Source organism: Candidatus Pseudothioglobus sp. uisw_142, from assembly GCF_059512465.1.
Window position 1 is genome coordinate 703188 of the sequence record NZ_CM183452.1, and the last position, 24641, is coordinate 727828.

The following is a 24641-nucleotide window of genomic DNA, read 5'->3' on the forward strand; positions in this document are numbered from 1 at the left end:
ATTGTACTATAACTGTGAAATAAATTATTGAAATGAAAAACGAAAATCTAAAAATAAAATTAGAAAACCTAACTAAAGATTCTGGCATCTATAAGATGCTTGATAAATCTGGAAAAGTTATCTATGTTGGTAAAGCAAAAAACTTAAAAAACCGTGTTTCAAATTATTTTGTTAAGTCAAATCAGGACGAAAAAACGCAGTTACTCCAGAAAAATATTGATGATTTTTCAATCATCATTACCAAAACTGAAACTCAAGCACTTCTTTTAGAGAATGATCTCATTAAACAGTTTAAGCCGAAGTACAATATTCTTCTTAAGGATTCAAAAAGCTATCCATACATTTATATAAGTAACGACAAGCATCCCCGCTTAGGGATCTTTAGAGGAAAAAAGAATAAAGATTATCACTATTTTGGCCCTTATCCTTCGAAGTATGCAGCAAGAGATGCTTTAGTTCTTTTAAAAAAAATCTTTAAGGTGAGACAATGCAGTAACAGTTTCTACAGGGCACGATCACGACCCTGTCTCGAGTACCAAATTGGATTATGCAGCGCTCCATGCGTTGGAAAAATATCAGAGGAAAGGTATGACCAGGATGTTGAATTGGTCTCTCTATTCTTAAATGGTAAGTCAACAAAGCTCCTCAATCAGGTATCCAAAAAAATGAAGTCTGCTTCTATCGATCTTGATTTTGAAGCTGCTGCAAAATACAGAGATCAGCTCATCAGTCTCAGAACAATTCAAGAGAAACACAGCTCTCAATTTACATCTGATATGGATGTTGTTAGCATCTTAAAAGATGCCGAGGTGCACTGCATTGAGATTGTTTTTGTTCGCTCAGGAAAACAAATTGGTAACGAGACATTCTTTCCAAAAAATGCAAAAAAAGATTCTTGTGAAAGAGTCCTAAGCGCTTTTTTACCACTCTATTATTTAGGTAAAAACACCCCGAAGGAGATAGTTATTAGTCACAAGCTCGATGATAAGGTGCTTTTAGAGTCTGGGCTATCAACAAAGCTCATTCATAAACCAAAGATTGATAAAAAACTGTTTTTGGAAATGGCAACTTTAAACGCTAAAGAAAATTTAAAGCAGCGCCTTTTACTTAAGTATACAAAAAAGAAGCAGCTTGAGGGGATTCAAAAAACCTTAGCACTAGATTCACTGCCTGAGGTGATGGAGTGTTTTGACATCAGTCACACCATGGGAGAGGCGACAACTGCCTCTTGTGTTGTGTTTGAAAAAGGATTGCCCAAGACTAGTGAGTATAGACAGTTCAACATCAAAGATATAACTCCTGGCGATGATTATGCAGCGATAAATCAGGCCGTCTTTAGAAGGTATTCTCGTCTTCTAGAGTTTAAAAAAGAGATGCCAGATATTGTTTTTATTGATGGCGGATTGGGTCAACTTAACCAAGCTATTATGGTTATGAATTCTATTGGAATTGATTCAGTTCTCCTGGTTGGTGTTGCTAAGGGTGAGGGCAGAAAAGCAGGGCTAGAGACTTTAATCACCGTTGAGAATGACAAAGTAAAAAGAATTTCTCTTCCACCATTTGATCCTGCTCTTCTTTTAATCAACCATATCAGAGATGAGTCACATCGATTTGCAATCAAAAATCATCGCAAGAAAAGAGCTAAAAAAAGAACTCAGTCTTCTTTGGAGTCCATCAAGGGGGTTGGCGTAAACAAAAGAAGTGCACTATTAAATCACTTTGGTGGTATTCAAGAAATAGAAAATGCAAGCGTTGATGAGCTTCAAAAAGTAGTTGGCATTAATTATAAATTAGCGACTAAAATACGAGAATCTTTAAAGAAATAAATTGAATCTATGTTTATACTCAGACTTTTAGTCGCTGCTCTTGTTGTAAGTTATCTTATTTGGTTATTCAACATGCGCGTCATGGGAAAAAATGTTTCATTATCAAAAATTGCAACTTATGTTCTTAGCGCTACCTTTGTAATTTTTTTGGTTCTATCAGGACTATCTTATTTGGTAGAAGGGTCTTAAGCTTTACTGGATAGCACAAAGGTTTTAAGATGCTTTGTGTTCGTTATGATTCGGTTTGTCGCATTCACAATAATGGATAGTCTGGACACTTCCCACACTGGAAGGTCTCTCATATGATCTCCCATGTAGTCAAAGTTTTTTTCTCCAAATCGATCAACTAACGTATCTGCCTTGTTTTGACTTGAGAGATTAAAATCTTTATTCGTGGCCATCACATCATCAAAAAATTTGAGATGTTTCGCAACAGCAAAGGCATAATTTTTGTGTGAAGCAGTTGCCAAAACAATTTTAGAACCCTCTTTTTTGCGTTCCATAATATAGCTTATAACACTCTCATTATAAGGCAGTTCAGGAATGTTAATTTCAAATCGTCTAACAAGCTGATCTTTTAAAAAACCTTTCCCTTTAGATAACCAGAATAAGTAATGTCCAATTAACCAGGGCCTCTTTGATAGTACGCCTAATGACGATAAAAACAATAAATCGGTTTCAATTAGGGTGTGATCAAGATCAACAATGAGTGGCACATTGCTATTATCCATTATCTAATTCACTCCATTTATCATAAAGCTGACCTATTTCTTTTTCCATAGTGCTGAGTTTAATTGTCAAATTTTGAGCATCTGGGTTTTGATAAAAATCTGGATCTGACAACATTTTTTGCGCCATCGTGATCTTATTTTCCAAGTCTTCAATTTTCTCAGGTAAAGATTTTAATAGTTGCTGATCATTGTAGGAGAGCTTTTGAGAAGATTTTTTGGATTTAGATTTATTAGTAGACTGTTTTGGAGCTTTATCATTTAATCTGTCATTTTTTTGAAGTATGTAGTCATCATAGCCTCCAGAATACTGCTCAATAACAGCGCTACCTTCCATCACGATGGTTGAGCTGACGATGTTATTTAAGAAGGTTCTGTCATGAGATATTAGGATGAGTGTGCCCGCATAATCAACCAACATCTCCTCTAAAAGTTCAAGCGTTTCAACATCCAGATCATTGGTGGGCTCATCAAGAACTAATAAGTTGGCTGGCTGAGATAAAATTTTTGCAAGCATTAGCCGATTTTTTTCGCCACCAGAGAACATTTTAATAGGCGCCATTGCTTGTTTGCCTGTAAACAGGAACTGTCTGAGATAGCCGATAACATGTTTACTTTTTCCATTAATATCAATATAGTCTTTACCACCAGAGACAAAATCCATAGCCTTTATGTTAGGATCAAGCGACTCTCTCATTTGATCAAAGTAGGCAAGCTGAATCGTTTTTGAGCGCCTTATATTTCCTTCACTAGGAAGAAGCTCTCCAAGAAGCAACTTTATTAAGGTTGATTTGCCAGACCCATTGCCTCCAATAATTCCAATTTTTTCACCTTTTAAAACGAGAAGAGAAAACTCCTTTACAAGCTCAAGCTCTTCTATTGAGAAGTCAATATTTTTAACTTCAAAAACTATTTTAGAAACGCGCTTCTCATCTTCTAACGCATGAATCTTGACGTTTCCTTGCTGTTTGCGCTTACTGAAAAATTGTTTACGCATAGCTTCAAGCGCCCTAACTCTTCCTTCATTACGAGTTCTCCTTGCTTTGATCCCTTGACGAATCCAGGCTTCCTCCTGAGCGAGCTTTTTATTGAACCTTGCATTTTCAAGCTCTTCACTATTAAGCAAATTTTCTTTCCGTTTTAGGTAATCTTGGTAACCACAATCAAATATGGATAGATTGCCACGATCTAAATCAAAGATCTTATTGACAATTCCCTTAACAAACGAGCGATCATGACTGATCAAAATTAAAGTTCCATGAAAATCTTTAAGCATTTTTTCCAAATCAAGAATCGCAGTGATATCCATATGGTTAGTGGGCTCATCCAGCAAAAGAATATCTGGCTCTTGTACTATGGCTTTTGCAAGCATTACTCTTCTCTTCCATCCCCCAGAGAGAGTTGATAAGGATGTATCAGCAGAAAGCTTAAATCGATTTAAGATAGTTTCAATTTTATGTAAATAAGGCCACAAATCTTGACTCTCAATTTGTTCTTGTAATAGAGAACTTTCAGAAATATTTCCATCTTTTAAAGCATTATGATACTTTGATATAATTTTTCCACTCTCTCCAAGCCCATGCGCAACAATATTGAAAAGTGTATTGTCGTTATCTTCAGGTGGCTGCTGCTCTAGATAGCTAATTCTTGTGCTATTTTGAATCTTAAGATCGCCATCATCTGCTGTCACTATTCCAGCTAGGACTTTTAAAAAAGTAGATTTACCTTCGCCATTGCGACCAATGAGACCAATCTTGTCCCCTTTATGAATGGTTGCATTGATTTCATCAAGGATCACTTTTTCAGAAAATCTAAGAGAAATATTGTCTAAGGTTATAAGTGGCATAAGTTAAAATTGAAACTTTAAATAACAGCTTTACTAATGCGTTATTTTATTCATTTTGTAATTGGACTTTTACTTATTCAGGCACCTTTCGCTGAAAGTATCGAAGTCAGTGACTTTGAAACCACAAAACAGGAAAGTCGATACACCGAGTTGATTGAAAATATTCGCTGCCCAGTATGCCAAGGCCAGAGCATTGGGGGTTCAAACTCAGACCTTGCTAAAGATTTGAGGGGGAAGGTGCGCGAGATGATATTACACAATCAATCCGATTCTGAAATCTATTCTTTCATGGTCGAGCGATATGGAGAGTTTGTTGTCTATAAACCGCCAGTCAGTCCAAAGACCTATCTACTATGGTTTGCCCCTCTTATAGCTCTGCTTCTCTCTTTATTCTACTTGTTTCGATCAACTCGAAAAAAGACTAATAAAGAAGCTATCAGCGAGAGTGACATTGAAAAAGCTAAAAAATTATTAAAGTAGTTTAATAAGTGAATCTAATATGAGTGAGAATGAAATCAGTGATTTAATTGTAAAGGCCTATTCAAATCAAAAGGATGGGCAACTCTCCCTTGCAATTCAATCTTGGAATGAACTTTTAAATCACCCCTCAGTTACACAAGAGTTGTCTGCCAATGCGCAACTCAATCTTGGTAATTTGCATCTTCAACAAGGTAATAATGATCTTGCCTATGAGAGTATGGCTAAAGCCATTAAGGCGAACCCTAATAGCTCTGAAGCATTCTTTTGTTTGGCCTATATGGAGCAAGAGAACGAAAATTTTAATGAAGCGATTAATTTCTTTGAATCTGCACTCAAAATTAAGCCTGAGGATGTAGGCGCCCTTAACAACTTAGGGAACTGTTATGATCGTCTCAATAAGAGTAGTGATTCAATTGAAATCTACTCTAGGGCAATCGCTTTGGATTCAGAATATATTGCAGCTTACTATAATAGGGGTAATGCTTACTCTAAAATAGCAAAAGATGAATTGGCGCTTAACGATTTAACACTTGCAATTGATTTAGATAATAATTTTTATCAGGCATACTATAATCGTGGGTCAGTATATAAGCGACTAGGTAAAAGTAAATTGTCTGAAAAAGATTTTGCTAAAGCAAAAAAACTGGCCCAAGAAGAAATTGAACAATCAAAAAAACAATAGGATAAATGTGAGCGATCTAGACGAAAACAAATTGATAGCTGAAAGAAAATCAAAATTAGCTTTGCTGAGAGAAGCCGGTAACCCCTATGTTAATGACTTCAAGCCGCTCAACTTAGCTTTAGATATTCACTCTAAGTTTGATGAAAATTCTAACGAAGAGCTTCAAGATATTAACGAATCAGTGACAATTGCTGGGCGCATCATGCTCAAGAGAATAATGGGCAAAGCAAGCTTTGTTCAGCTTCAAGATACCTCTGGACAAATTCAGCTGTTCGTTACACGAGATGAGCTCAAAGATGATTTTTATAATGAACAGTTTAAGAAGTGGGATATTGGTGACATTGTTGGCGCCTCTGGCACTCTCTTTAAAACGCAGACAGGCGAACTCTCTGTCAGAGTCAACGACATAAGATTGCTAACAAAGTCTCTAAGGCCCTTACCAGAGAAATTTCATGGCTTGTCTGACCAGGAGACTATTTACCGTCAGCGATACGTTGACTTAATTATGAATGAAGACTCAAGAAGGGTTTTTAAGTTAAGATCTCAAATCATCTCTTATATCAGGCAGTTCTTTATTGAGCATGATTATCTGGAGGTTGAGACGCCAATGATGCAGGTCATTCCTGGCGGCGCTGCTGCCAAACCATTCATCACACATCACAATGCTTTGGACATGGATTTATATTTAAGAATTGCACCTGAGTTGTACCTTAAGAGGCTCGTGGTAGGAGGCTTAGATCGAGTGTTTGAGATTAATCGTAACTTCAGGAATGAAGGCCTCTCACCAAGACATAACCCTGAATTTACAATGGCTGAATTCTATCAAGCTTACGCTACCTATCATGACTATATGGATTTGACTGAAAAGTTATTAAGGGGTATTGCTTCAGATGTTTGTAAGTCAAATACTATTAATTACCAGGGCAATGAGTTTGATTTCTCAAAGCCTTTTGATCGCCTTAGTGTGGTTGATTCAATACTAAAATATAATCCAACTTTGTCAATCTCTGACTTATCAGAAGATAACGCTAATATGACTGCAAAATCTCTGGGTATTCACATTAAAGATAGTTGGGGGCTCGGCAAGATTCAAATAGAAATTTTTGAGGCCACAGTTGAAGAAAAATTGATCCAACCTACCTTTGTTACCGAATACCCAACTGAAGTTTCCCCACTAGCGCGCAGGAATGATAATAACTCTTTTATAACGGATCGATTTGAATTGTTTATTGGTGGTCGAGAAATTGCAAATGGATTCTCAGAGCTCAATGACTCAGAGGACCAAGCCCAAAGGTTCAGAGACCAAGTGAGCGAGAAGGATGCCGGTGATGATGAAGCTATGCATTATGATGCTGACTATATTAGAGCACTTGAGTATGGAATGCCTCCAACAGCGGGGGAGGGGATTGGCATAGATCGTCTTGTTATGTTGTTCACTAATTCAGCATCGATCAGAGATGTCTTGCTATTTCCTCATATGAGGCCTGAGTATGAAAAGTGACTTAGGCGCGAGTGTTAATTTGTAATTATGATTCCAGTTTTAACTATAGATGGACCGAGTGGTGTAGGAAAGGGAACAGTTGCAAACTTCGTTGCCTCAACTTTGAGCTGGAATCTTCTAGATTCAGGAGCAATCTATAGGGCATTCGCTTTAGCAGCATCTAAAAGAAACATCACTATTAAGGACACTGAGGCGTTATTAAGCTTGGCAGCGAATTTAAATCTTAAGTTTGAATCTGATCTAGAAAATAAGAAGCTCAGTGTTTACTTAGATCATATTGAAGTTTCATCCGAACTGCGAACAGAGAAAACTGCTGAACTGGCCTCAAAATTTGCTATGATTGGCTCTCTAAGAGAGTCACTTCTAGTTAGACAACAAAGGTTCAAAGAACTGCCTGGGTTAGTTGCTGATGGAAGGGATATGGGCACCGTTGTATTTAAAGACGCACCCTTTAAGGTCTTTTTAACGGCAAATGTTGAGGAAAGAGCTAAAAGACGACTAAAACAGTTGCAAGACAAGGGCATTGCTGGTAACATTTCCCACACTTTAGATGAGGTTAAGAAAAGAGATGAAAGAGACGCAAGTCGCAAACACTCTCCTCTTAAACCAGCTAAAGATGCATTAATCATAGATACGTCAAATCTGACGATTAATGAAGTCGTTACAAAAGTAATGACACTAGTTAAGGTTTGAGCGGTCAAACCTTTTTTTAATTAACCCGATAAGAGTTAAGTTTAAACCGATATAACTTAACATTTACCGGTCAACATCGAGATCATATGTCAGAATCATTTTCAGAGCTATTTGAGAATAGCGAAATACAACAAAACGTAAAACCGGGCGCCCTATTAATGGGAACAGTCGTCAGCATGAATCGCGAAAAAGCGATTATCAATGTTGGCTTGAAGTCTGAAGGTTTTATTTCATTAAACGAATTTAAAGATGCCAAAGGCGAACTTGAAATCACCGAAGGTGATGTAGTTGAAGTTGCCCTTGACTCAATTGATGATGGTTTAGGCCATACGCTTTTATCTCGCGAGAAGGCAAAACGCATTAAGATGTGGCAAGAGCTTGAAGCTGCAATGAACTCTAAAGAAGTCGTCAAAGGAATTGTTACAGGATCAGTTAAAGGTGGAATGACAGTAGATATTGGTGTCATCAAAGCCTTTTTACCTGGCTCACTCGTGGATGTGCGTCCTGTTAAAGATTTTGACTTCCTATTAGGGCAAGAAATTGAAGCTTTAGTTATTAAAATGGATGAAGTTAGAAATAATATCGTAATTTCTAGAAAAGCGGTTATGCAAGAAGTTAACTCTGCAGATAGAGAGGCTCTTATTGAGAATCTTGATACTGGTAAAGAGGTTGAAGGAATTGTTAAGAACCTTGCTGACTATGGTGCTTTTGTGGATCTAGGCGGCGTTGATGGCCTGCTTCATATCACTGATATTTCTTGGCAAAGAGTTAACCATCCATCTGAAAAACTTTCTATCGGTGACAAGATTACTGTCAAAGTTCTAAGTTACGATAAAGAGAAAATGAGAGTATCACTTGGACTCAAGCAGTTAACGCCAAGTCCTTGGGATAATATTTCTGAGCGTCTACCAATGGGTAAGAAGGTTTCAGGTGTTGTTTCTAACCTAACTGACTATGGAGCTTTCGTAAGAATTGAAGAGGGCGTTGAAGGATTGGTTCATGTGAGTGAGATGGATTGGACAAATGCAAATGCCAGACCTTCTAAGTTCGTGAAGCTTGGACAAGAGGTTGAAGTTGTTGTTCTTGATGTTCAAGAGTCAAAGCATAGAATTTCATTAAGTATGAAACAAGCCAAAGAGAACCCTTGGGAGGCTTTTGAGTCATCGCATAATAAGGGTGATATGATTAATGTTACTGTTAAATCTATCACTGACTTTGGTCTGTTTGTTGGACTTCCTGGTGGAATTGATGGACTTATCCATTTAGCTGATATCTCTTGGGAGAAGCAATCTGCTGACCAAGTCGTTTCAACATACTCAAAAGGTCAAGAACTGGATGTCGTTATTCTCAATATAGACGCTGAGAAGGAAAGAATCTCATTAGGAATTAAGCAATTAACATCAGACAACTTCTCACAATATGCAACTGCAAATTCTAAGGGATCGATTGTAAAAGGAACGATTCAAGAAGTCGATGCAAGAGGCGCTGTTATTGTTTTAGCTGAAGGTATCACAGGCTATCTAAAGGCCTCTGAAATTTCACAAGACAGAGTTGAGGATGCCTCTTCAGTTCTTAAGCAAGGAGAGGAAGTAGAAGTTGCTATTACTTTAATTGATAAGAGAACAAGAAAAGTAAACCTCAGTATGAAGGCTAAGGACTCTGTTGAAGAGAAAGCTGCTATGGAAGACTACAATAGTCAGTCATCACAAGCTTCTGGCTCAACACTTGGTGACTTATTAAAAGAAGCCAAAGATAAATAAAAATATACTATAGCTGCTATGTTCAGGCATGGCAGCAACTTTTTATATGAAAAAAATCGATCTCATTGAAGCTGTTTCAAAAGAAATTAAAATTACTCGTTCAGAAGCAAAACAATCCGTTGAAATTATTTTAGAAGAGATAAGTTCTGCAATTGTCTCAGGTAAGGGTGTTGAAGTTCGAGGATTTGGCGGTTTCCAAAAAAGACACAGAAAAGGCAGACTTGGTATTAATCCAAAGACTGGCCAAAAGACGGAAGTTGCTGAAAAATTTGTACCATTTTTTAAGCCTGGAAAGCAACTTAAAGAAGCAGTTAATAAAGGCTAATTTACGATTGATTAATGAACTTTAGTTCAGTATAATTTCTCGTTTTTATATGGGGCGTTAGCTCAGTTGGTAGAGCATCGGACTTTTAATCCGCTGGTCGAGCGTTCAAGTCGCTCACGCCCCACCATATTATTTAAAAGCCTGAACTAATTCAGGCTTTTTTGTCTCTGAAATTCTTCAAAAAATAACCTTAGTCATTAAAAAAAGTATAAACTTCTTTTATCCTCATTTAAATATGAAGGGTTTTTGTTTTTTTTAATATTAAGGAGAGAAATATGAACTATTTGCCAAAATCTTTGGCTACGGGTTTTGTATTGGCTTTGTTTGCTTCATCAGCAGTATTTGCAGCGACACATCCAGTAACAGGAGAAACTCTTGCCGAAGACCAGACATTTACTTATAGTTTGTTGGACGAATTTACTTCGGTAGACCCACAAATTGTTGAAGACGTGTCAGGTGCTGACATTGTTCGTGACCTTTTTGAAGGTCTAATGAATCAAGACGCTGATGGAAATCTTGTTCCGGGTGTTGCTACTGGATATTCAACTAATGATGCAAAGGACGTTTATACATTTACACTTCGTGATAACGCGATGTGGTCAGATGGTAACCCTGTAACTGCACATGACTTTGTTTATGCTTGGAGACGTCTTGCTGATCCTGCTACCGCTTCACCATATTCATGGTTTGCTGAAATTATGGCACTTGAAAATGTTGGTGACGTAATGTCGGGCGATGCTGCACCTGAAACTCTAGGTGTTACTGCATTAGATAATCACACGCTTGAGGTAAGATTGACTTCATCATTGCCATATTTTGCAGCAATGACGACTCACTCTTCTACCTTTCCTTCACCTGAATGGATAGTTAGAACTTCAGGAAATGACTGGACTAAGCCAGAAAATATTGTGTCTAATGGTGCTTACGTTTTAACAGAGCATATTCCTAATGAGCGTTCAGTTCGTGAGCGTAATCCAATGTATTGGAATAACGATGATACAATTCTAGAAAAGGTTGTCGCTCTTGTGATTAATGACGAAAATGTTGACTTTACTCGTTATTTAGCTAATGAACTTGACAAAGGTACAGTGCCTTCAGGTCAATACATTCGCTTGAAGCAGGACTATCCTGATGAAGCAACATCATTCCCAAGACTTTGTAACTACTATATGACTTTTAACTTGTCTGATAGTGGTCCAGAGGCTTTTAAAGATGTTAGAGTTCGTCAAGCTCTTGCACATGCGATTGATCGTTCAGTAATTACTGAAAAAATCTTGCAAGCAGGGCAAATTAATGCGTTCACATTCACACCTGGTGCAACTGCTGGTTTTGAAGTTCCTCCAGTAGCATTTGGCCAAATGTCTCAAGATGAGCGTGAAGCTAAAGCAAAAGAGCTTCTTGCCGAAGCAGGCTATGGTGCTGATAATCCACTTAGCTTTGAGTACATCTACAATACTTCTGAAGGACATAAGAAGATTGCAATTGCGGCTCAACAAATGTGGAAGGAAGTGCTTGGTGCTAAAGTTACTTTGGCGAATCAAGAATGGAAAACATTCTTGAAAACACGTGGTGCTCAAGGTTTTGAGTTAGCTCGTGGTGCATGGTGTGGTGACTATAACGAAGCTTCAACATTCCTAGATCTACTAACTTCACCATCTGGCTACAATGATGGTAAATTCAGCAATGCTGAAGTAGACGCTCTAATGTTAGATGCTAGAACTATGGATGATGCATCATCTAATTACACTCGTGTTGAAGAAATCTTGGCAAATGAAATGCCAGTGATTCCAATTTATCACTATGCAGGTGTATTCATGCTTAAGACTGACGTTAAAGGTTGGCCTTATAACAACGTAGAACAGAACGTATACTCTCGTAACCTTTATAAAGTTGCGAAGTAACCTTTAGTTCTAAAAAAAATAAAGCACCACACAGTTATTGTGTGGTGCTTTTTTTTGTTTGTACGGTACAATAATTCTTTAAATATTTACTGGTCTATTTCGGAAATGATCAACTACATAATAAAGCGGATTGGAATTGCAATACCCACACTTCTAATCTTAATTGCTGTGAGTTTCTATTTGATGCACGCTGCACCCGGAGGTCCCTTTACATCCGAGAGGCCACTACCCGCTCAAGTTCTTGCTAATATTGAAGCCAAGTATGGCTTAGATCAGCCCATATGGCGTCAAATGATTAATTATTTGTGGGGTGTTGTCACTGAGTTTGATTTCGGACCGTCCTACAAATATCATGACAGAACTGTTAATGAGATAATTGGTCATGGTTTTCCAATTACTTTGAAGTATGGTTTTTGGTCATTTATTGCCGCCGTTGGAGTTGGAATTCCTTTGGGAGCTATCGCAGCTATTCGAAAAAATACTTGGATAGATTACCTAGCTGTAGGAGTCTCAATTGGAGCGCAAGTATTACCAAATTTTGTCATGGCACCTCTTTTAATTATTGTTTTTACACTCTGGTTAGATTGGCTTCCTGGAGGGGGCTGGAATGGGGGTTCATGGGAATACCTCGTTATGCCAGTGATCGCACTCTCTACAAGCTATATGGCTTCAATTGCTCGAATTACTCGATCATCAATGCTAGAGGTCTTAAACACTAACTATATTAGAACAGCTAAATCTAAAGGCCTTCCAACGAAGGTGATTTTCTTTAGGCATGTTCTCAAACCATCCCTTCTTCCAGTTATTTCTTATTTGGGGCCAGCATTCGTTGGACTGATTACGGGCTCAGTTATCATTGATATTTATTTTTCAACAGGGGGAATGGGCTACTTTTTTGTTAATGCAGCTTTTAATCGTGACTATTCAGTCATGATGGGAATAACAATTGTTGTAGGGGGGCTTACTATTTTATTTAGTTTGATCGCTGATCTGTTATATGCCTGGATAGACCCCAAAATACGGTATTAATTAAATGATAGTGGCTAATAAAAACAAGATCAAAAATATGGCAGAGAATCTCTCTGAGAATGGAGCTGGACGCTCTCTCTGGAAAGATGCCAGGTTGCGTTTTATTCAAAATAAGGCTGCAACTTTGAGTCTATTTGTATTAATCCTAATTGTTTCTTTTTCCTTTGTAGGTCCTTACTTTGCTGTCTGGAGCTATGAACAGATCGATTGGAATGCAATGGGCTCTGCTGCTAGAGTTGGAATGCCCTCTATTGAGAGTGGCCATTACTTTGGTACGGATGATCTTGGACGCGATCTCTATTCAAGAGTTATACAGGGCACACAAATTTCCTTAATGGTGGGAGTGTTAGGTGCATCAGTTGCAGTGATTGTTGGAACGTTATATGGCGCTACTTCAGGATATTTAGGAGGCAAGACAGATCAAATCATGATGCGAATTGTTGATATATTGATGTCAATTCCCTATATGTTTGTTTTAATTCTCCTTCTCGTAGTTTTTGGACGATCAATTGGGATGCTGTTTATTGGAATTGGGCTTCTATCTTGGCTTGATATGAGCAGGATTGTTCGAGGTCAAACACTTAACCTAAAGAATAAAGAATTTATCGAGGCAGCAAAAGTTACTGGTGTGAGTGATTTCAAGATTATAACGCGTCATATTGTTCCTAATCTTTTGGGAATTGTAGCAGTCTACGCAACCTTATTGGTTCCTGGAATTATTCTTGCAGAGAGTTTTATTTCTTTCTTAGGTTTGGGAGTTCAGGAGCCTTCAACTAGCTGGGGCGCTTTAATAAAGGAAGGGGCAGGAACAATCAGTTATGACACCGAGTGGCAACTACTCTTTCCACTAGCTTTTTTTGTTGTCAGTCTTTTTTGTTTTTATTTTATTGGGGATGGTCTTCGCGATGCGCTCGATCCAAAGGAAAGGTAGTTCTAAATGAGTTTATTAGAAGTCAGCAATCTAAAGGTCAGATTTGAAACCGCTGATGGTGAAGTCAACGCTGTTAATAATGTCAACTTTTCATTAGATGAAGGGAAGATTTTAGCTATTGTTGGTGAGTCAGGTAGTGGCAAAAGTCAAACTGTATTTGCTATGACTGGTCTTTTGGATCACAATGGATACGCAACTGGAAGTGTTAAATTTCAAGGCGAAGAAATTCTTAATCTCTCTAACAAGCAACTAAACAAGATTCGAGCAGAAAAAATCGCCATGATTTTTCAAGACCCGATGACGAGCCTTAATCCCTATGTCAGAGTCTCTGACCAAATGACTGAAGTACTAGTGCACCATCAAGGACTCTCAAAATCAGACGCACTTAAACAGTCAATTAGCATGCTGGATGCTGTAAGGATTCCTGATGCAAGTAACCGAATCAGAATGTATCCTCATGAATTCTCAGGAGGGATGAGGCAGCGCGTAATGATTGCTATGTCTCTATTATGCCGACCTAAGCTACTGATCGCTGATGAGCCTACTACTGCGCTTGATGTTACAGTTCAGGCTCAAATAATGCAGCTTCTGGCAGACCTTCAGAAAGACTTTGGGATGTCTATTATTTTAATTACTCATGATCTAGGAATCGTTGCTGGTAACAGTGATGATATGTTGGTTATGTATGGCGGTGAAATCATGGAAATTGGGAAAACAGAAAGCCTATATTCAAAGCCAACACATCCATACACTCAGGGTTTAATGAGCGCTGTTCCTAGACTGAATGATTCAGAGGAGAGATTAATCACAATCCCGGGCAACCCTCCAAACATGATGAAGCCCCCTGAAGGCTGTCCATTTTCACCAAGATGTAATTACTCTAATGATAAATGCTCAAACGTATCTCCGATTTTGTCTAGTGTAAATAAGAATGGTCATTACAGGGCTTGTCACGTCGAGGTTGAGAGAATAGTATGAGTAAACAGACAATTCTTCAGGTAGAAAACTTAAAGGTAAGCTTTGATGTTAGTTCTGAAGGCGATATGCCCTGGACGAAGCCAAAAAAACTTAAAGCAGTGAATGATATTTCGTTCACTTTAAATTCAGGAGAGACATTAGGCATTGTTGGGGAGTCAGGCTGCGGTAAATCTACCTTGGCAAGGGCCATTGTTAAAATGGTTCCAGCTGAAGCTGGCAAGGTTCTATGGCTTGGAAATGATCTTCTAAGCCTCAGTAATTCTGAAACAAGGCAATATCGCAAACAAATCCAAATGATTTTTCAAGACCCTTTGGCAAGCCTAAATCCAAGAATGAACATTGGAGAAATTATTGCTGAACCTTTAAGAACGCACTATCCCAAAACGCCTGAATCTGATGTGCAGGCTCGAGTGAGTGATGTGATGAATAAAGTGGGACTTCTTGATAATCTAGTTAATAGATATCCTCATGAATTCTCAGGGGGGCAGTGCCAAAGAATTGGTATAGCTCGCGCTTTAATATTAAAACCAAAGCTGATTATTTGTGATGAGCCAGTTTCAGCTCTAGATGTTTCGATACAGGCACAAGTTGTAAATTTACTGATGGATTTACAGCAAGAGATGGACTTAGCACTGATATTTATTGCTCACGATTTAAGTGTTGTGAAGCATATTAGTACAAAAATTATGGTGCTCTATTTGGGAAATATGGTTGAACTTGCAAACAGTAATGAGATTTATCAATATCCGAGGCACCCCTATACACAAGCGCTGATTTCTGCAGTCCCAATTCCTGATCCTAGTATTGAAAAAAATAAGGAATTAATTTTAATAGAGGGTGACTTACCCTCACCAATCAATCCACCTTCAGGCTGTGTATTTAGGACGAGATGTCATAAAGCGCAAGAGATTTGCTCAATCGAAAAGCCAGAGTTTATCGAATCCTCATCAAGCCATAGCGTTGCCTGTCACTTTAGTGATTAAATTCCTTAAAAAGCGCATTAAAAACAAATGGCTATTGATTGGCCTGCCTTTTCTTTTTTTTCTTATAAAAGGGCTGATATGGCTCGCTATCTTTTATGGTCTTTGGGACGTAATTAAAGGTTAAGTGAGTTAGTCATATTACTTTTTAACTTGAGATAAAATTTCCTTCATACCCTCTTTATTTTCGAAAATTTCTTCTTCTGTAAGTCCATCCATTTCATGTGGGAAAACTAACCAATCATCAGTTTCATGAATGAAATAATCAGGCTCTACATCTATAATATTTCTCTCAGGCTTATACCAAGGCATTGCCATACGAATGTCATGTGGAATATTTTTTCTTGCTTTATCTTGAAGTGTATCTAATATTGCTTTAATGCTTCTTCCAGAATCAAAAACATCATCAACAATGAGTAATTTATCCTCAGCATTCATGTGGCTAATAAGATAGTCTATACCATGAACTCTCACCTCTTTAGATTGTTGATTTAGACCATAGTACGAAGAGGTACGAATAGCTATGTGGTCTGAGTCATTTCCTAAATAAGCGAGTATTTCTTGAATGGCTATACCAACTGGAGTTCCTCCTCTCCAAACGCCTACAATAAAGTCAGGCTTGAAGCCACTATTATGGATTTGAACTCCAAGTTTAAAGGAGTCATGAACAAGTTCATCAGCTGTAATATATGTTTTTGCAATTGACATTTTAAGATTCCAAGAATTTATACATAAATTTTATAGGGTTTTTAACTTTTGATTTATAAAATTGTTATTTAGAATTCAATAATTTTATTTATTAGGCGGGATTTTGTATCAGCGTCTGCAAATGAAGCATCCATCGCCATTAGAGAGATTTTTTTTAGTGCTTCAAGACTTATGTCCATATGTTTGGCACTATTGATATACTCTAAGCCTATAGAGGTATGAAAAAAGGGTGGATCGTCAGAATTAAGGCTAACACTGATTCCCTTAGAAATAAAAGATGGGAGAGGGTGACTTTCCCAGTCTGCAAAAATGGACAAAGATAAATTACTTCCTGGGCAAATCTCTAAATGAATATTGCGTTTGACAAGTTCATCAAGTAATTTTGCATCCATAATACTATTGACGCCATGCCCTATGCGTCGAATAGGTAGGAAATTAATTGCATCCCAAACGCTCTCTGGGCCGCATAGCTCTCCAGCATGAACAGTGCAAGGATATCCGGCCTCTGCTGCAATATTAAATGCTGGGGCATAGTCTTCAAGAGTGAAGGCATTTTCATCACCACCCATTCCGAAGCCAACAATATATGGGTGAGGATTGTCTACCATCTGTTTGGCAACATTGACTCCTTGCTGAGGACCTAGGTGTCTGACGCAAGTAACAATAATGCGACCAATAATTCCAAAATCCCTCTCAGCATCATCAATTCCTTGAACACATCCAGAAATCATGTCATCGTATGTAATTCCGCAATCAGCAGCGTGATCCGGAGAGATAAATGTTTCAGCATAGATGACGTTTTCTGAGGCACAAGACTTAAAGTATTCGTAAGTAATGTCCCTATAGTCATTACCATTTTTTAGACAAGAGCTTGCTGCATCATAGGCAGAAAGAAAGCTAGTAAAATCAGTCCAGGCATACTCACCGTGACTATCGAAAAGATTTTGGTCAACATGAATACCATTTCTTTTAGCAATGACATTAACAAGTTCTGGTTTGAGAGTTCCTTCAAGATGACTATGAAGTTCGATTTTTGGAAGTTGTGATATCTGGCTTGTCATTTACTGAAGATTGCAAGCTGTTCCATTTTTAAGAGACTTAATTTGGAGGTGATGAGCAATGGTCTGGCCCATGTCTGCAAAAGTATCTCTTTTGCCTAGGTTGTTATTTTTGATTGTCTTTCCATAGAATACTACTGGAACATGCTCACGAGTATGGTCACTCCCAGGCCATGATGGGTCACAGCCATGATCAGCAGTAATGAGAACAAGATCATTTTTTTGAAGATTGGACTCAATTTCAGGAATTCTATTGTCAAACTCTTCAAGCGCCGAAGCATATCCTGAGAGATCTCTGCGATGGCCAAAATTAGTATCAAAGTCTACAAGATTAACAAAGATTAAGCCTTCATTAACTTTTTTCATTTCTGAGAGAAGCTGATCAACTAGACCCATGTTATTAGGGGCTTTGACAGTATAGCTGACGCCTTGATTGGAGAAAATATCACCAATCTTGCCTACTGAGACAACCTGCCCTTTAGCCTCAATAATGTTATCGAGTAATGTCAAGTCATTTGGCGGTGTTGTTATGTCTCTTCGATTAGAAGTCCTTTTAAATCCATCTTTTGAATTTCCAATAAAGGGCCTTGCAATTACTCGAGTAATGTTAAGTGGGTCAACGAGTCGTTTAGCAACTTCACATAATTTGTAAAGCCTCTCAAGACCAAAGTGCTCTTCGTGAGCTGCAATTTGAAATACTGAGTCTGCAGAGGTATAGCAGATTGGTAATCCAGAGCGGATATGCTCTTCACCAAATTCTTCGATAACTTTAGTGCCTGAGGCGTGCTTATTAGCCAAGGTGCCAAGAATATCACCTTCCTTCATAAGTTCATTAATCAGTGTTTCTGGGAAGCAGTTTTTGGTCTTTGGAAATACGCCCCACTCAAATGGAACGGGCAGTCCACAAATTTCCCAATGCCCACTAGGCGTATCTTTCCCTGCACTAACTTCTTTAGCATATCCAAAAGAACCTTCTGGGATTACTCTATCAATTGGAAGAGTTGCTTTTCGGCTTGCTATAGCCGCTTCTCCAAGCCCCAATCTAATTAAATTTGGAATGACTAGGGGTCCAGTTCGTTTATCACTATTCGCACTTCCAGAAGCACATTCTTCGATAATATGTCCTAATGTATCAGATCCCTCATCACCATAAAGATGCGCGTCATCACTAGAGCCGAGTCCAAGCGAGTCCAATACTAGGATGATTGCTCTATTCATGAGAAGAGTCCGTTGTTGAGCTGAGCACTTCGTGGATTAAAACAGGACTTTCATTTTGATTCTCATTCAGAATAATTAAGGATGGAAGCGTTTTTTCAAGATAGCTCAATTGATCTTTATCTCGACAATGCGCCATTGCAAGAGAGTCTCCCTTGTTAACCCATTGCCCGATACTGACAATTTCGCTCAGTCCAACACCATGGTCTATTGGATCAGTAGACTTCGTTCTTCCAGCCTTTAAATGAATCATACTAAGGCCAACCGCACGAACATCAATCTCTGAGATATAACCTGAAGATGGAGACTTTACTGAGCTAATCACTGGCATTGAGGGTAGGTGTTTTAATGGATTTTCTAATAAATCTATTGGCCCACCAAGTTCAAATATCATTTTTCCAAATACAGAGGCAGCCCTGCCAGAATTAAGTGCCTCTAGGGATTTCTTTCTGGCTGCAACTAAATCTTTTTCTAGACCACTTAATTGAAGCATATAGGCAGCCAATTCAGTTGTTAGATTTAATAGTCTAGTATTTGCTTCATTAGGGTTAATTAAAAAATCTAGACACTCACTGACTTCGGTAGCATTTCCTACACTATGTCCAAGAACTTGATTCATATCTGTAATCAAACAACTAGTAGGAACCCCAGATTGACTCGATACATTCGCAATGCTTTGGGCTAGCTCTTGAGCCATCTTGAAGTCTGCTGCGAAAGCACCATTACCTGTCTTGATATCCATAACTAATGCATCGAGTCCAGAAGCAAGCTTCTTAGATAATATTGATGCAGTAATTAAATCAATCGATTCAACAGTCGCCGTAACGTCTCTGGTTGCATAAAAGCGCTGATCCGCTGGCGCTAAATTGGCAGTTTGTCCAATAATAGCGCAACCCACCTCTTTAACAAGAGATTGAAACTTAGAATTATTAGGTGTTCCATCATAACCAGGAATGCTCTCGAGTTTATCTAATGTCCCACCTGTATGTCCCAGTCCACGACCTGAAATCATAGGAACATAACCTCCGCAAGAAGCAACAATTGGCGCAAGCATTAAGCTTATTTTGTCTCCAACACCTCCCGTTGAGTGTTTATCAATGACTGGACCATCCAGCTCAAGCTGACCCCATTGAAGTGTTTCGCCTGAGTTCATCATATGTCGAGTCAAATCAACACGCTCATCCAAAGACATGCCGCACTTAAATACAGCCATTGCAAATGCACCAAGCTGCGCATCAGTCAAACTTCCATCACTAATGCCCTGAACAAGAAAGCCGATTTCAGGATCAGTTAGAGTAATACCGTCACGTTTTTTTCTGATTAACTCTTGGGGAAGGAATAATTCGCTCATTGGTTCACTCTTAGTCGCCGTATGGCGTCCAAATATTTTTTATTTCTGTTGCGTTTCTAAGAAATTCTGAGCTTTCACCTTGTTCTGGATCTAGCCAGTCTCTGTCTCCGTCATGATGAACCCACAACCTTTTTAGATCAGTTGCACTAATGGTCTCTATTGACGCGACCGTTTCTTGACTAGCCCAACACCACATTGCGTCGACTTCAGCATGACCTGCAAGCTGCTCTGCGAGCTCTCGTTTGTTGCCACTGACAATATTGATGACACCACCGGGAACATCTGAAGTTTCAAACACTTGCACCAACTCTAGGGCAACGCTAGCAAACCTCTCACTAGGAATAAGTACAACTCTATTGCCCATGGCTATTGCGGGAGCAATCAATGAAATTGTAGAAAGAAGAGGTGTTTCCTCTGGAGCAATTTGAGAGAGTACTCCAATTGGCTCAGGAAGCGCCATAGTAACGCCTCGATATGGCGCACTATGGACAGCACCATCATATTTATCAGCCCAAGCTGCGTAGCTAAAAAGTCTACTAATACTCTGATCAAATTGTGCTTTAGCTTGTTTTTTTGAAACGCCACACAAAGACACCAATCGTTGAATCCATTCAGACTCTCTAACCGATAAGTTTTCTGCAATGAAATAGATGACTTGAGCTCTTGCATGGCCACTTTGGGAGCCCCAAGATGAAGCCTTGGAGGCGGCACTGACCGCATTCCGTATATCTTTTCTATTGCCAGATCCTACGTAAACAGCATGAGTTCCATCTGCATTGAAAGTAGCAAGGCTATGGCCACCATCAGGCCTAACTTGCTTGCCGCCAATGTAAAACTTCAGAGTGCGATCAATGACATTGTCTTTTGGTTTGAGTGATGCAGAGATTGAAGATGTTTTGTCAGGTAACTTTAGTCCAAGGGGCTTAACGTATTCATACAGACCCTCTTTTCCACCTTCCCTTCCAAATCCTGACTCTCTTACACCGCCAAAACCACATGATGCATCAAACTGGTTGTGACAATTAATCCAGATAACCCCAGCTTTAACTTTAGGGGCTACGTCCATAGCACGGTTTATATTTTCGCTCCAGACACTGGCTGCTAGACCATACCGACTATTATTTGCTAGCTCTACTGCTTCAGATTGAGTTCTGAATGTCATAGAGACAAGTACAGGACCAAAAATTTCCTCCTGAACTAGAGGGTGACTTGAGTCTACGTCGGTAATGAGAGTAGGGGGATAATAATTTCCTTTTTCATCAATATCACAAGCTTGATAGATTTCACCACCATGATTCAAACCCTCTTGGACCATTTCACTCACTCTATTAAATTGAGTTTTACTTACAAGGCTTCCTAAATCTGTCGACTTATCTAAAGGTTTACCCAGCCTTAATTGTTTAATTCTTCTCTTAATTTTTAGGTGAAGCTCTTTAGCCACTTCAGCCTGAACGAGTAACCTTGAACCAGCACAACAAACCTCACCCTGATTAAACCAAATGGAGTCAACTAAACCTTCAACTGCAGCATCAAGATCTGCATCTTCGAAGACAATGAAAGCTGACTTTCCACCCAGCTCCAGAGTAAGTTTTTTTCCTTGGCCAGCAGTGCTTTTTCTGATGGACTGACCCACAGCAGTTGAACCGGTAAATGCAACTTTATCTACACCCTTATGTGCAGCAAGTTCCGCGCCAATAACCCCATCTCCATTGATCATATTAATGACGCCAGGAGGAATCCCAGCCTCGTTGCATAGCTGTGCAAAGAACATCGCAGTAATCGGGGTTTGTTCTGCCGCCTTGAAGACAATTGTATTCCCCATGGCAAGGGCAGGCGCAATCTTCCATGAGAGCATTAATAATGGAAAATTCCAGGGTACGATTTGTGCAACAACTCCAATCGACTGATAACTAGAAAAATCTTTTTCTTGAAGTTGGGCCCATCCGGCATGGTGATAAAAATGTCGAATGGCAAGAGGAATGTCGATATCTCGACTTTCTCGAATGGGTTTACCATTATCGAGTGTTTCGAGAACAGATATGATTCTAGCATGTTTTTGCATTAACCTTGCTAGGGCGTAAAGAGCTTTTGCACGTCCATGTCCTCCAAGTTTTTCCCAAGAGGGCTGAGCTTTTCTAGCTGACTTTACTGCAGATTCTAGCTGCTCAGAGTTTGCAATTTCTATATGAGCCAATAATTCACTAGTGGATGGGTTTAGACTCTCAATTAACTTAGCATTTTTAGCGGTGACAAATTTGCCATTAATCAGTTGACCAAATCTGCGATTATTGCTTTCAAGCCAATCCTGTGCCTCCTTATTGCTTTCAAGCGCTTCACTATAATCAAGGTCTTCAAAAGATTTTAAAAGTGTCATATATAAGTCCTATGCGATTGGATGACGGTAAGGGGCTGAATAGAATCCTGACGAAAAGTGATCTAACTGACGTTCAATATCTCCCAAAAGACTAGATGCACCAAATCTAAATAAATCAGGCTCCAACCAACGACGACCTAATTCTTCTCTAATCATTGTCATATACAAAAGTGCAGTCTTGGTATCACTAATTCCACCAGCAGCTTTAAAGCCAATTTTAATGCCAGTCTCAGTATAAAAATCTCTAATCATTCTAGTCATTACAAGACTGACAGGAAGAGTTGCATTAGTCGGCTCTTTTCCAGTCGATGTTTTTATAAAGTCCGCACCAGCCATCATACAAATTTGCGAAGCTTTTGCAATGTTTGTAAGGTTTCCTAGCTCACCAGTAGCTAATATTGTTTTCATATGGGCATCACCACACTTTTCTCTAAAAAGCTTAACTTCTTCATATAATGCTTCCCAGTTTCCATCTAACACATGTCTTCTGCTGATAACGATATCAATTTCATTAGCACCAGAATCTACCGAGTATTGAATTTCTTGAAGTCTGAGAGGAAGTGGAGAAAGGCCTGCAGGAAAGCCAGTAGAAACTGCAGCAAGATGAATATTGGTGTCCTTTATTATATTTTTAGCTGCACTAAGCATATCGTGATAAACGCAGATGGCAGCGACACTTAAGTTTAAGGACTGAACGCCTAGCTGCTTTTCAAGATTCGAACTAATAGGCTGCTTTGCTTTGCGACAAAGGCGCTTAACACGGGCCTCTGTATCGTCACCAGAAAGTGTAGTTAAGTCCATTAAACTGATTGCCTTAAGAAGCCAAGCAGCTTGCTTGTCTTTTTTAATACTTCGACGAGTCCCATAATTACTACAACGCCTATCTACAGCACTTTTGTTAATTGATATGCTGGAGATTTCATCAAGTCTGAAATCTATACCAGGGTTTCTTATATTATCTTTATACTCTTCAATTGGGTGTGAATCGACCAAATTAATGATTTTGTTATCCTCTAAAGAATCAAGATTATTAGTTGAGTTTTTTTTAGTATTCATAGTCTTTATGCTCAATTCATATTACTGATTTTTTAGATAAGAAATTAAGATTTTTTCAACTGTCTCTGCAGCTTTATTTGCAAAAGCAATTGTTTGTTCGTGGCTTATTTTAGTATCACCCATTCCTGCTGCATAATTTGTTATCACTGAGAGAGCACATAGCCGAATACCCTGATGGCGAGCTAAAATGACTTCTGGAACAGTTGACATCCCTACAGCATGGGCACCTAGTACTTTAACTGCATTAATTTCAGCAGGAGTTTCAAATTGAGGTCCACTAAACCAAGCATATACGCCTTCATGTAAACTTATGTTATTTTGAGCTGCTGATAAGCGCATATCATCATTTAATTTTGGATCATATGCGTTAACCATGTCAACAAACCGCTCATTTCCTTCAGCTCCAAAAAGTGGGGAAACGCCTGTCATGTTAATATGGTCCGTTATTAGCATAACACTTCCAGGTGAGGCTTCCTTGACTGTGCTTCCTGCAGCATTAGTTAAAACTAAGCTTTCACAGCCGATTGCACATAAAGTTTGAATAGCTACTGCCATAATACTGGCCTGACCCTGTTCATAATAATGGGCGCGGCCCTGCATGATAACAACCTTAGTCTCTTTAATTTCACCAAACAAAAGCTTCCCAGCATGACCCCCAACACCAGCCACAGGAAAGCCTGGCAAGTCCTTAAAGTCAAGGCTAGACTCTGTTTTCATGTTGTCACAAAATTGCCCTAATCCTGAACCTAGGATAAGTCCAATTTGAGGCTTAAAGCCCTTAGTATGTTGATGAATAACATCAACACAATCTTGCACTTGACTCATTAGAGGTGCTCCGGTCCAAATGATTGAGGGAGAAGCTCAGATAGATTCATTCGATTTTGAATGCCATCTGGCGAGCACATAATAATCTGCGTAGTTGAATCTGAGAACTCTCTAATTCTTTGTCTACAGCCGCCACAAGGTATTCCACCTTCATCATTTTTTGTCATTACATAAATTTGATTTATTTTTCTCTCTCCACCCATAACCATTGCTGCGATAGCAGACGCTTCTGCACAATTTCCAAGGGGATAGCTTGCATTTTCAACATTACATCCAGTGAACTTATTGCCTTTGTCTGTAATAATTAAGACACCAACTGGATAGTTTGAATAGGGCACGTATGCTTTGCTCATAGCTTCCTTAGTAGCTTTGATGTTGCTCTCTTCATTCATTT

General features: G+C 38.8%; 22 protein-coding genes, 1 tRNA gene and 1 pseudogene. 14 read left to right on the forward strand and 10 right to left on the reverse strand.

Features of this window, described 5'->3' with window-relative positions:
- Positions 1 to 32 precede the first annotated feature (32 nt).
- Together uvrC and AC5YGB_RS03610 are read left to right on the forward strand one after the other, a co-directional pair.
- Positions 33 to 1826 (forward strand): excinuclease ABC subunit UvrC, encoded by a 1794-nt coding sequence (gene uvrC, locus AC5YGB_RS03605; RefSeq protein ID WP_496137863.1) that lies wholly within the window; start codon positions 33 to 35, stop codon positions 1824 to 1826.
- A 9-nt stretch (positions 1827 to 1835) separates the two neighbouring features.
- Entirely contained in the window at positions 1836 to 2015 is a 180-nt protein-coding gene (locus AC5YGB_RS03610; protein ID WP_496137864.1) for a hypothetical protein, read from the forward strand.
- On the opposite strand, the gene AC5YGB_RS03615 is transcribed toward AC5YGB_RS03610, so the two are convergent.
- Together AC5YGB_RS03615 and AC5YGB_RS03620 are read right to left on the reverse strand one after the other, a co-directional pair.
- On the reverse strand, positions 2012 to 2557 hold the full coding sequence (locus AC5YGB_RS03615) for a hypothetical protein (protein ID WP_496137865.1): 546 nt from the start codon (positions 2555 to 2557) through the stop codon (positions 2012 to 2014). The genes AC5YGB_RS03610 and AC5YGB_RS03615 overlap by 4 nt on opposite strands.
- A complete protein-coding gene (locus AC5YGB_RS03620) occupies positions 2550 to 4400 on the reverse strand; it encodes an ATP-binding cassette domain-containing protein (protein WP_496137866.1) in 1851 nt (616 codons plus the stop codon). The genes AC5YGB_RS03615 and AC5YGB_RS03620 overlap by 8 nt, the downstream gene beginning before the upstream one ends.
- Positions 4401 to 4436: 36 nt before the next feature.
- Between AC5YGB_RS03620 and AC5YGB_RS03625 the strand changes: the two genes are divergently transcribed.
- From AC5YGB_RS03625 to oppF, 12 genes and pseudogenes are all read left to right on the forward strand, one after another.
- The gene (locus AC5YGB_RS03625) at positions 4437 to 4880 is read left to right on the forward strand and encodes a cytochrome c-type biogenesis protein CcmH (RefSeq protein WP_496137867.1); all 444 of its coding nucleotides are present in this window, start codon (positions 4437 to 4439) and stop codon (positions 4878 to 4880) included.
- Between the two features lie 19 nt (positions 4881 to 4899).
- Positions 4900 to 5562: a tetratricopeptide repeat protein gene (locus AC5YGB_RS03630; RefSeq protein WP_496137868.1), complete on the forward strand. Its 663-nt coding sequence runs from the start codon at positions 4900 to 4902 to the stop codon at positions 5560 to 5562.
- A 7-nt stretch (positions 5563 to 5569) separates the two neighbouring features.
- Positions 5570 to 7063 carry a lysine--tRNA ligase gene (gene lysS / locus AC5YGB_RS03635; RefSeq protein WP_496137869.1) on the forward strand — a complete coding sequence of 498 codons (1494 nt, stop codon included), beginning with the start codon at positions 5570 to 5572 and terminating at the stop codon, positions 7061 to 7063.
- A gap of 27 nt (positions 7064 to 7090) precedes the next feature.
- Positions 7091 to 7756, forward strand: coding sequence for a (d)CMP kinase (cmk, locus tag AC5YGB_RS03640; protein ID WP_496137870.1), 666 nt, complete (start codon positions 7091 to 7093; stop codon positions 7754 to 7756).
- Between the two features lie 83 nt (positions 7757 to 7839).
- Positions 7840 to 9516: pseudogene (gene rpsA, locus AC5YGB_RS03645) on the forward strand (30S ribosomal protein S1); the annotation flags it as partial.
- A gap of 28 nt (positions 9517 to 9544) precedes the next feature.
- Complete coding sequence (locus AC5YGB_RS03650; protein WP_496137871.1) at positions 9545 to 9841, forward strand: HU family DNA-binding protein; 297 nt, start codon at positions 9545 to 9547, stop codon at positions 9839 to 9841.
- 51 nt (positions 9842 to 9892) lie between these two features.
- A tRNA-Lys gene (locus AC5YGB_RS03655) sits at positions 9893 to 9968 on the forward strand.
- Between the two features lie 148 nt (positions 9969 to 10116).
- On the forward strand, positions 10117 to 11742 hold the full coding sequence (locus AC5YGB_RS03660) for an ABC transporter substrate-binding protein (RefSeq protein WP_496137872.1): 1626 nt from the start codon (positions 10117 to 10119) through the stop codon (positions 11740 to 11742).
- Between the two features lie 105 nt (positions 11743 to 11847).
- On the forward strand, positions 11848 to 12771 hold the full coding sequence (oppB, locus tag AC5YGB_RS03665) for an oligopeptide ABC transporter permease OppB (RefSeq protein ID WP_026364868.1): 924 nt from the start codon (positions 11848 to 11850) through the stop codon (positions 12769 to 12771).
- A 4-nt stretch (positions 12772 to 12775) separates the two neighbouring features.
- The gene (locus tag AC5YGB_RS03670; RefSeq protein ID WP_496137873.1) at positions 12776 to 13702 is read left to right on the forward strand and encodes an ABC transporter permease subunit; all 927 of its coding nucleotides are present in this window, start codon (positions 12776 to 12778) and stop codon (positions 13700 to 13702) included.
- A gap of 6 nt (positions 13703 to 13708) precedes the next feature.
- Positions 13709 to 14680, forward strand: coding sequence for an oligopeptide/dipeptide ABC transporter ATP-binding protein (locus AC5YGB_RS03675; protein WP_496137874.1), 972 nt, complete (start codon positions 13709 to 13711; stop codon positions 14678 to 14680).
- Complete coding sequence (gene oppF / locus AC5YGB_RS03680) at positions 14677 to 15663, forward strand: murein tripeptide/oligopeptide ABC transporter ATP binding protein OppF (protein WP_496137875.1); 987 nt, start codon at positions 14677 to 14679, stop codon at positions 15661 to 15663. The genes AC5YGB_RS03675 and oppF overlap by 4 nt, the downstream gene beginning before the upstream one ends.
- 138 nt (positions 15664 to 15801) lie before the next feature.
- Here the strand turns inward: oppF and AC5YGB_RS03685 are convergent, their stop codons facing one another.
- The 8 genes from AC5YGB_RS03685 to cdd form a co-directional block, all read right to left on the reverse strand.
- Positions 15802 to 16368, reverse strand: a complete 567-nt coding sequence (locus AC5YGB_RS03685) for a phosphoribosyltransferase family protein (RefSeq protein WP_496137876.1) — start codon at positions 16366 to 16368, stop codon at positions 15802 to 15804.
- Positions 16369 to 16436: 68 nt separating this feature from the next.
- The gene (gene add, locus AC5YGB_RS03690) at positions 16437 to 17429 is read right to left on the reverse strand and encodes an adenosine deaminase (RefSeq protein WP_496137877.1); all 993 of its coding nucleotides are present in this window, start codon (positions 17427 to 17429) and stop codon (positions 16437 to 16439) included.
- Positions 17430 to 18644 carry a phosphopentomutase gene (locus AC5YGB_RS03695; protein WP_496137878.1) on the reverse strand — a complete coding sequence of 405 codons (1215 nt, stop codon included), beginning with the start codon at positions 18642 to 18644 and terminating at the stop codon, positions 17430 to 17432.
- Positions 18637 to 19992 carry a thymidine phosphorylase gene (gene deoA / locus AC5YGB_RS03700; RefSeq protein ID WP_496137879.1) on the reverse strand — a complete coding sequence of 452 codons (1356 nt, stop codon included), beginning with the start codon at positions 19990 to 19992 and terminating at the stop codon, positions 18637 to 18639. The genes AC5YGB_RS03695 and deoA overlap by 8 nt, the downstream gene beginning before the upstream one ends.
- A 10-nt stretch (positions 19993 to 20002) precedes the next feature.
- Positions 20003 to 22366 (reverse strand): aldehyde dehydrogenase family protein, encoded by a 2364-nt coding sequence (locus AC5YGB_RS03705; protein ID WP_496137880.1) that lies wholly within the window; start codon positions 22364 to 22366, stop codon positions 20003 to 20005.
- Between the two features lie 9 nt (positions 22367 to 22375).
- Positions 22376 to 23422 (reverse strand): deoxyribose-phosphate aldolase, encoded by a 1047-nt coding sequence (gene deoC, locus AC5YGB_RS03710; protein WP_496137881.1) that lies wholly within the window; start codon positions 23420 to 23422, stop codon positions 22376 to 22378.
- A 21-nt stretch (positions 23423 to 23443) separates the two neighbouring features.
- Positions 23444 to 24247, reverse strand: coding sequence for a purine-nucleoside phosphorylase (locus AC5YGB_RS03715; RefSeq protein ID WP_496137882.1), 804 nt, complete (start codon positions 24245 to 24247; stop codon positions 23444 to 23446).
- Positions 24247 to 24639, reverse strand: a complete 393-nt coding sequence (gene cdd / locus AC5YGB_RS03720; protein ID WP_053820240.1) for a cytidine deaminase — start codon at positions 24637 to 24639, stop codon at positions 24247 to 24249. The genes AC5YGB_RS03715 and cdd overlap by 1 nt, the downstream gene beginning before the upstream one ends.
- Between the last annotated feature and the right edge of the window lie 2 nt (positions 24640 to 24641).

Coding starts and splice junctions, on each gene's coding strand:
- uvrC (WP_496137863.1), top strand. CDS start 33: ATGAAAAACGAAAATCTAAAAATAAAATTAGAAAACCTAACTAAAGAT.
- AC5YGB_RS03610 (WP_496137864.1), top strand. CDS start 1,836: ATGTTTATACTCAGACTTTTAGTCGCTGCTCTTGTTGTAAGTTATCTT.
- AC5YGB_RS03615 (WP_496137865.1), bottom strand. CDS start 2,557: ATGGATAATAGCAATGTGCCACTCATTGTTGATCTTGATCACACCCTA.
- AC5YGB_RS03620 (WP_496137866.1), bottom strand. CDS start 4,400: ATGCCACTTATAACCTTAGACAATATTTCTCTTAGATTTTCTGAAAAA.
- AC5YGB_RS03625 (WP_496137867.1), top strand. CDS start 4,437: ATGCGTTATTTTATTCATTTTGTAATTGGACTTTTACTTATTCAGGCA.
- AC5YGB_RS03630 (WP_496137868.1), top strand. CDS start 4,900: ATGAGTGAGAATGAAATCAGTGATTTAATTGTAAAGGCCTATTCAAAT.
- cmk (WP_496137870.1), top strand. CDS start 7,091: ATGATTCCAGTTTTAACTATAGATGGACCGAGTGGTGTAGGAAAGGGA.
- AC5YGB_RS03650 (WP_496137871.1), top strand. CDS start 9,545: ATGGCAGCAACTTTTTATATGAAAAAAATCGATCTCATTGAAGCTGTT.
- AC5YGB_RS03660 (WP_496137872.1), top strand. CDS start 10,117: ATGAACTATTTGCCAAAATCTTTGGCTACGGGTTTTGTATTGGCTTTG.
- oppB (WP_026364868.1), top strand. CDS start 11,848: ATGATCAACTACATAATAAAGCGGATTGGAATTGCAATACCCACACTT.
- AC5YGB_RS03670 (WP_496137873.1), top strand. CDS start 12,776: ATGATAGTGGCTAATAAAAACAAGATCAAAAATATGGCAGAGAATCTC.
- AC5YGB_RS03675 (WP_496137874.1), top strand. CDS start 13,709: ATGAGTTTATTAGAAGTCAGCAATCTAAAGGTCAGATTTGAAACCGCT.
- oppF (WP_496137875.1), top strand. CDS start 14,677: ATGAGTAAACAGACAATTCTTCAGGTAGAAAACTTAAAGGTAAGCTTT.
- AC5YGB_RS03685 (WP_496137876.1), bottom strand. CDS start 16,368: ATGTCAATTGCAAAAACATATATTACAGCTGATGAACTTGTTCATGAC.
- add (WP_496137877.1), bottom strand. CDS start 17,429: ATGACAAGCCAGATATCACAACTTCCAAAAATCGAACTTCATAGTCAT.
- AC5YGB_RS03695 (WP_496137878.1), bottom strand. CDS start 18,644: ATGAATAGAGCAATCATCCTAGTATTGGACTCGCTTGGACTCGGCTCT.
- deoA (WP_496137879.1), bottom strand. CDS start 19,992: ATGAGCGAATTATTCCTTCCCCAAGAGTTAATCAGAAAAAAACGTGAC.
- AC5YGB_RS03705 (WP_496137880.1), bottom strand. CDS start 22,366: ATGACACTTTTAAAATCTTTTGAAGACCTTGATTATAGTGAAGCGCTT.
- deoC (WP_496137881.1), bottom strand. CDS start 23,422: ATGAATACTAAAAAAAACTCAACTAATAATCTTGATTCTTTAGAGGAT.
- AC5YGB_RS03715 (WP_496137882.1), bottom strand. CDS start 24,247: ATGAGTCAAGTGCAAGATTGTGTTGATGTTATTCATCAACATACTAAG.
- cdd (WP_053820240.1), bottom strand. CDS start 24,639: ATGAATGAAGAGAGCAACATCAAAGCTACTAAGGAAGCTATGAGCAAA.